The organism is uncultured Cyclobacterium sp., assembly GCF_963976465.1.
Taxonomy (GTDB): domain Bacteria; phylum Bacteroidota; class Bacteroidia; order Cytophagales; family Cyclobacteriaceae; genus Cyclobacterium.
The window spans coordinates 1-7,378 of sequence record NZ_CAXBOC010000280.1 but is presented as its reverse complement, the minus strand read 5'-3'; the positions used below and the strand labels follow the sequence as shown (position 1 = coordinate 7,378).

The following is a 7,378-nucleotide window of genomic DNA, read 5'->3' as shown; positions in this document are numbered from 1 at the left end:
CATGGCCATGGGCGCTTACCAGGCCCTGGTTTCCTCTGGTAAAGCAGATCAGGTAATGGTTTTTGGATTCGATGGTGCTAGCGATGTTATTAATTCCATCAGAGACAAGAAAATACTCGCCACAGGCATGCAATTTCCCAAATTGATCGCCAGAACTGCAGCGGAATACGCTCAATCCTATTTTGATGGAAAGCGGAATTTTGCCCAAAAGGTACCTGTAACGGTGGAAATGGTCAACCAGGAAAATGTAATGGATTACCAAGCCTACGGAAGCAAATGAACAGGAAAGCAATTAAATACAGTATTGGAATACTTGTCATAGGCCTATTGGGATATAACTCCGTCTATTTTCAGCCACTGGATAGAAAACTGGCAGATGGAAATGAAATAAGTTTTGATGCAAAAGCCTATGTAGAAGGCATTTGGGGCAATGAATTAAGGATGGTCTATAAAGATGCACCAGACATTGCGCTTTTAATAGATAGCCTGGAGCAAAATACGGTTGCTGCCTTTGAAACTTATGGGTACGCACTGGGCATTGGGAATATCGGCTATTTCAGGGTCCAAGGAGTAGGTCTGGTTACAGCCGTCAATAACAACAATGTCCTGCTGCAAGTGGGAAGCCATGTGATTGAAGTGGAAACGGAATTTGTGTATGGAAATGCCATCCGAGATGCTTCAGGTTTAGTCAAGTTAAACGATTATGACAACTCCTCTGATTTCAACAGCATCTCTGAATCAATCAATGAAAAAATTCGAAAGGAGCTTATCCCGGAATTCAGGTCTAAAGTAAAAATAGGAGATAAGGTAAGGTTTGAGGGGGCGATTGAGCTCAATAAAGCGCACCTAAAACTTAGCCGGATTGAGGTGATTCCCATTACTCTTCAAATAACAGAATAGCATGACAGCGCTACTTGAAGTCCGACAAATAACCAAGAAGTTCTCCGGGGTGACCGCTCTCAGCCAAGTGGATTTGCGCCTCGAGGGAGGGAAAGTCACCGCCTTAATTGGTGAAAATGGTGCTGGAAAATCCACTTTATTGAAGGTCATGTCGGGAATTCACACCGATTACGAAGGTGAGCTATTATTTAAAGGTCAGGAAATCAAATTCTCCAGACCGAAAGATGCCCAGGATATGGGCATATCCATTATCCATCAGGAATTAAACCTTATCCCCTACCTCACTGTAGCCCAAAATATTTTTCTGGGAAGAGAACTGGTCAATACTTTTGGATTTTTGGATCGTGATAAAATGATCCACAAAACCAAAGAACTTCTGGAAAGGCTAAAACTGGAAGTAGAACCAACCGCTATGGTAAGCTCCCTGAGAGTAGGCCAACAACAAATCGTAGAAATTGCCAAGGCACTTTTGACTGAATCATCAGTAGTATTTATGGATGAACCTACCTCCGCAATAGGGGAAAGTGAAACAGCTTTACTCTTTGAAATAATTAACAAGTTAAAAGCTGAAGGAAAAGCCATAGTCTACATATCGCATAAGCTGGAGGAGTTGTTTGCCTTGGCTGACAATTTTGTTGTTTTGCGAGATGGAAAAGTCGTTGGACAAGGCGAGATTTCAGCCATTTCCCGCCCCATGCTGATCAATATGATGGCTGGCCGCTCAGTAAATATCATTAAAAAATCCAGAAAAAAGTCCTCTGAAGAAAAAGTCTTACAAGTCAAAAACCTGCAATTAACAAACCCAGGCAATCCCAGCCGACCTTTGCTTAACAATATTCATTTTGACTTGCACAAAGGGGAAGTATTGGGAATATATGGTTTGATGGGTGCCGGAAGGACAGAACTTTGCGAAAGCATGTTTGGCCTCCACTACCGCAGAATGACCGGAAGTATCGAACTGGAAGGAAAAGAAATGCTTTTCAAAAACCCGGTGATGGCCATTGAAGCAGGTATGGCACTGGTGCCGGAAGACAGAAAAAAAAACGGGATTGTACCCAATATGTCTGTAGGCAGAAACCTAAGCCTTTCCGTTCTGGAGCAGGTAAGCAGCTATGGGTTCCTCAATCGTGCCTTGCAAACAAAACTTTATGACAAATATGTAGCCTCACTAAAGATAAAAGTTCACAATGAAGGACAACTTATTAAGAACCTAAGTGGTGGAAACCAACAAAAGGTAATTCTCTGCAAATGGATTGCCCGGTCTCCCAAAGTCCTTATGCTGGATGAGCCTACCCGAGGCATTGATATCAATGCTAAAAATGAAATCTATGAATTGATATCCCGGTTGAGCCAATCGGGCATCTCCATTCTCGTTGTCTCTTCAGAAATCCCGGAAATTCTAGCTATTTCTGACAGGATACTAGTGATGGCTGAAGGGGAGATTTCTGCTCAATTCTCGAGTGGAGATGCTACTGAAAACAATGTTATGAATGCCTGCATACCGGAAAATCTGACCCAATGATCTCTATAAAGAAAAAATTAAATATCGCTCAGTTTCAGTCCCTCATTGCCTTGTTTATTTTATGCCTGTGCCTGGCTTTGATGACAGACAACTTTATGACTACAGACAATTTCTGGAACGTCATGCGGCAGATTTCGGTAAACGTTTGCATTTCAGTGGGCATGACCCTGGTAATTTTAACTGCTGGAATTGATCTTTCTGTAGGTTCTATTCTGGCCTTTTGCGGGGCTGTTACTGCTGGCCTGCTTAGCAATGGAATTAGCATTCCTGCTATCAATTTATTCATAGGCTTTACTGTTTTAGGAGCTGTACTTGCCGGTCTATTTGTTGGGGGTGGCTTAGGGTTTATCAATGGCTATGCCATTACCAAATTTAAAGTACCCCCCTTTGTGGCTACCCTGGCCATGCTTACAATGGCACGTGGTTTCACCATGCTTTGGACCAAGGGGCATCCGATTTCGGGTTTGGGCGAGACCTTTGGTTTTTTAGGCACAGGTTGGTTTTTGGGCATCCCCATGCCGGTTTGGATTTCAGGAATTGTGGTCGTCACAGCGATAGTTCTAACTGGAAAAACCCGGTTTGGCAGGTACATCTATGCCATAGGTGGCAATGAAAATGCCTCACTCCTCTCCGGAATACCCATAGCAAAAGTTAAAATAGGAGTATATGCGCTTGCCGGCATACTTGCTGCAGTAGGTGGAATTTTGGTGACAGCACGTCTGGATTCTGCTCAACCCAATGCCGGCTTCAGTTATGAGTTGGATGCCATCGCTGCAGTGGTGATTGGAGGCACATCTTTATCCGGTGGGCGGGGAACAATCCTGGGAACTGTGTTGGGTGCCATCATTATCGGAGTCCTAAATAATGGGCTGATCCTTATGAGTGTTTCCCCATTTTGGCAACAAGTAATTAAAGGGTTGGTCATTCTCCTTGCGGTAATCATTGACAAGTCCAACCAGAAAAGTGAATAAACCAGCGTTGCTTCAGCCATAACAACAACGCATTACGAAAATAAAAATGTCTTATATATTAGCCATAGATCAAGGAACAAGCAGTACCAAAACCATCATTTTTAATGAAGAAGGTAAAGCTTTGCACAAGGAGACCGCACCACTAAAGACCCACTATCTTGATGGTAACCGGGTAGAGCAGGAGCCTGAAGCAATCTATCAAAACATATTGAGCTCATTAGGCAAATGCCTGGAAGGATTTAGGGCTAAAAACGGTGATTTAAGCAAAATCAAAGCCTGCGGCATTTCCAATCAACGCGAAACTTTTGTCCTGTGGAACAAAGCAGGTGAAGCACTTTACAATGCTTTAGTTTGGCAATGTAAACGATCTGTCCCTGTCTGTGAACGATTGAAAAGCGAAGGGATCGCACCCAAAATCAATCAAAAAACAGGATTAATCATTGACCCCTATTTCTCTGGCACAAAGGTGATCTGGCTGTATGAAAACGAGCCTAAAATCAAACAGGCAATAGACAATGGAGAGGCTTTATTTGGCACCATTGATACCTGGTTGCTTTATAAATTAACCAAGGGGCAGTCCTATTTGACCGATTATACCAATGCTTCTAGAACCTTGTTTTTTAATTTAAACAAGCTTTGCTGGGACAAAGAGTTATTGGAGGATTTCGGTTTATCAAAGCTTAATTTACCAAAGGTAAAACCTTCTTCCTTTCATTTTGGTGACACCAATTTTGAAGGATTAATAGGTCATTCTGTTAGTATTTCGGCCATGATTGGGGATTCCCATGCCGCAGCTTTTGGTGAAGGATGTTTTGATCAAGGAAGTGCAAAAGCAACCCTCGGCACCGGGAGTTCTATTTTAATGAATATAGGAAGTAAACCAAAAACTTCTCAGCATGGCATGGTGACCACCATTTGCTGGAGCACTGAAGATCGGGTGGATTATGCACTGGAAGGAATCATCGTCTCAGCCGGTGCCACAATTGAATGGGTTAAAAACCAACTTGGTTTGTTTGAAAATGCTGCAGACTTAGAGGAAATATGCTATTCCTTGTCAGACAATGGTGGCGTATACATCGTGCCTGCTTTCTCCGGATTAGGAGCACCACATTGGGACATGAAGCGGAAAGCGTCCATTGAAGGGCTTTCATTTGACTCCACCAAAAATCATGTGGTAAGGGCAGCGGTAGAGTCTGTTCCCTATCAAATAAAAGATGTGATATCAGCCATGGAAGCAGATTCAGGCACCCCACTTTCTAAACTCAAGATTGACGGAGGGATTACCGCAAATAAATTTGTATTGCAATTCTTAGCAGACCTGCTTGAAAGGAAAGTCACCAATATAGCCATTGCAGATGTTTCCGCTTTAGGAGCTGCCTATTTGGCTGGACTTCAATCAAAAATATACGAAAGTCTGGAGCAACTCCAGGGATTTAACCAGACTGCCAACAGCACCTTGGCGGGAGATGGCAGGAACAAAGCAAAACAGGCCTATAAAGGATGGAAAAACGTGATTGGATAAATTTCACCTCCACAAAGAAAACATACCATGAAAAACAAACTCAAAATACAACTGGCAATAACGGCACTGCTTGCTTTAGGCTTCAGCAACCTAATCGCTCAAAATAAGGCAGGGGAAAAAACAAGGGTTATCGTCACCAGCGATGGAGAAATAGACGATCAGTGCTCTATTGTTCGCTTTCTTTATTACGTCAACGAATGGGATGTGGAAGGAATCATTACCTCTAGTTCGCAATATCACGCTCAGGATCATAATTGGCCCGGAGATGATTGGATTAATCCTTATTTGGATGCTTATGAAAAGGATTATCCAAATCTGGTAAAACACGATCCTGCATTTCCCACAGCAGATTTTCTAAGGGAACGCACACTATTGGGAAATGTGAAAACTGAAGGTGAGATGATCGAAGTAACAGCAGGCTCAAGCCATATTGTTAAGGTGCTATTGGATGAAACAGATGACCGACCTATTTGGATTCAAGCTTGGGGAGGGACAAATACTATTGCCAGGGCCTTGAAAACCATCGAGGAAAATCACCCTGAAAAAATGGAATATGTAGCCAATAAAATTCGCCTTTACCTGATATGGGAACAGGATGTTACTTTTCAGGAATACATTCGACCAAAATGGGGAAAATACAACATCCCAACCATCATCTCTGATCAGTTTGAAGCCATTGCTTACCGATGGGCTCAGGTCCAGCCCAAAGAAATGCTGCCCTATTTTGAAGGGCCATGGATGAAAGCCAATATTCTTGAAAACCACGGTGCATTGGCAGCCCTTTATCCAGCCATGGAAAATGGCGATTTCCGTTCTGAGGGTGACTCCCCTGCCTTTCTGCACATCATCCCCACAGGATTAAGAAGCTTGGAATCACCTGGAAATGGTGGCTGGGGCGGAAGGTATGTCAAAGTACGTGAAAACACTTGGCTTGATCCTGTACCTGTACCAGATTATCAATACCCGGAAGGGAGGTGGTATGGTAGCAATGCTTGGGGCAGACAAAGTTTACGCGATGGAAGCAAAACTACACCTGCACAACGGCGTGAATATTTCAAACCCATGTGGCGTTGGTCAGACGCCTTTCAAAATGATTTTGCAGCTAGGGCTGATTGGGCTGTAAAATCTTTTGAAGAGGCCAACCATGAACCTAAAGTAATACTCCGCCATAAAGCGAACCTTAGTAAAAAACCAGGTGCAAAAGTCAAGCTTGATGCTTCCCTATCAACGGATCCCGATAAAGATCAATTGAACTTTAAATGGTGGAAACACCAAGAGGCAAGCACTTATCCTGAAAGTATTGCTATTAGAAATTCTGAAAGTGAAAAGGCTACTTTTATTGTACCTGAAAATGCTTCAAAAGGGCAAACCATCCATATTATCTGTGAAGTAAGTGATATCGGAACACCAAAATTAACTAGGTACCGAAGGATAATCATCACTGTAAAATGATACTCTTTAGACCGTGCCTAAAATTAGCTATTGCTAAAGGGTCGGTCTTTTCAATACTTTGTCATTTATTCCACTTAAACCCAAAAGTAATGATCCCGATCAAACATTTAGGCTATACCTTCTTTTTACTGTTGATTTCAGTCAATGTTTTTGCGCAGGCCCCTTGGGATTCCCACGGTCAACTTGAGGTAGCATCAAATGGACACTATATCGCCCATGAAGATGGCACTCCCTTTTTATGGATTGCCGATACGGGCTGGGGCTTGTTTCAGCAACTTACCAGAGAGGAAGTAGACATGTACCTTGACCATAGACAGAAAACCGGCTTCAATGTCATACAGACCGTAGCCTTTTGGTACCCCCATGGAGGAGGAATCGATAGTGGTCCACACAATGCTGCCAATGCCTATGGTCACAGGCCATTTACAGGTGGTGAGGATGCGCCAAATACATCCGAACCCTTGATTGTATCAGGTGGAAGCACTGAAACTCCCAATGATTATTGGGACCATGCGGATTACATTATTCAGGCTGTAAAGAAACGGAACATGTACCTGGCCCTACTTCCGAATTGGGGCAGGGCATATATTTCAAGTCAATTTGGTGGGGCGCATACCGAATTTACGGCGAAGGAAGCCAAAGACTACGGTTCATTTCTCGGCAAGAGGTACCAAAATGAACCCCATATTCTTTGGGTTTTGGGTGGTGATGCAAAAGCCTTGTATAAGGAAGATGGAAAAAGCATTGATTCTCGACCTATTTTTAGAGCCATGGCTGAAGGAATAGTGTATGGAGTTACCGGTGAATCTGCAAAATGGAATGAACCAAATCCAGCCTGGAAAAAAGTTTTTTTTACCTATCACCCGGATGGGGATGCCACTATAAATTCCTCAAATTGGTTTCATGAGGATGCCTGGCTGACCGCAAATGGAGTGGAAGTATGGAAGGAAGTTAAAAAAGTGTATCCAAGCATGTTGAAGGAATACAGTTTGACCCATCCCATAAAGCCAA

The 7,378-nt window shown here is 43.0% G+C and carries 7 protein-coding genes; all 7 read left to right on the top strand.

Features of this window, described 5'->3' with window-relative positions:
- Positions 1-280: substrate-binding domain-containing protein (locus AAC037_RS15370; protein ID WP_339903807.1), on the top strand; the 280-nt coding region annotated here is incomplete at its 5' end.
- Positions 277-900: a DUF2291 domain-containing protein gene (locus tag AAC037_RS15365; RefSeq protein ID WP_339903806.1), complete on the top strand. Its 624-nt coding sequence runs from the start codon at positions 277-279 to the stop codon at positions 898-900. The genes AAC037_RS15370 and AAC037_RS15365, both read left to right, overlap by 4 nt.
- Position 901: 1 nt before the next feature.
- Complete coding sequence (locus AAC037_RS15360) at positions 902-2,422, top strand: sugar ABC transporter ATP-binding protein (protein WP_339903805.1); 1,521 nt, start codon at positions 902-904, stop codon at positions 2,420-2,422.
- A complete protein-coding gene (gene rbsC, locus AAC037_RS15355) occupies positions 2,419-3,393 on the top strand; it encodes a ribose ABC transporter permease (protein ID WP_339903804.1) in 975 nt (324 codons plus the stop codon). Before AAC037_RS15360 ends, rbsC begins: the two co-directional genes overlap by 4 nt.
- 46 nt (positions 3,394-3,439) lie before the next feature.
- The gene (gene glpK, locus AAC037_RS15350; protein WP_339903803.1) at positions 3,440-4,915 is read left to right on the top strand and encodes a glycerol kinase GlpK; all 1,476 of its coding nucleotides are present in this window, start codon (positions 3,440-3,442) and stop codon (positions 4,913-4,915) included.
- A gap of 27 nt (positions 4,916-4,942) precedes the next feature.
- A complete protein-coding gene (locus tag AAC037_RS15345) occupies positions 4,943-6,367 on the top strand; it encodes a nucleoside hydrolase-like domain-containing protein (RefSeq protein ID WP_339903802.1) in 1,425 nt (474 codons plus the stop codon).
- An 89-nt stretch (positions 6,368-6,456) separates the two neighbouring features.
- A partial coding sequence (locus tag AAC037_RS15340) for a DUF4038 domain-containing protein (RefSeq protein ID WP_339903801.1) occupies positions 6,457-7,378 on the top strand: 922 nt, incomplete at its 3' end.

Bases quoted from the DNA above. Each gene is read 5' to 3' on its own strand.
- AAC037_RS15360 (WP_339903805.1), top strand. From the start codon at position 902: ATGACAGCGCTACTTGAAGTCCGACAAATAACCAAGAAGTTCTCCGGG.
- AAC037_RS15365 (WP_339903806.1), top strand. From the start codon at position 277: ATGAACAGGAAAGCAATTAAATACAGTATTGGAATACTTGTCATAGGC.
- AAC037_RS15345 (WP_339903802.1), top strand. From the start codon at position 4,943: ATGAAAAACAAACTCAAAATACAACTGGCAATAACGGCACTGCTTGCT.
- rbsC (WP_339903804.1), top strand. From the start codon at position 2,419: ATGATCTCTATAAAGAAAAAATTAAATATCGCTCAGTTTCAGTCCCTC.
- glpK (WP_339903803.1), top strand. From the start codon at position 3,440: ATGTCTTATATATTAGCCATAGATCAAGGAACAAGCAGTACCAAAACC.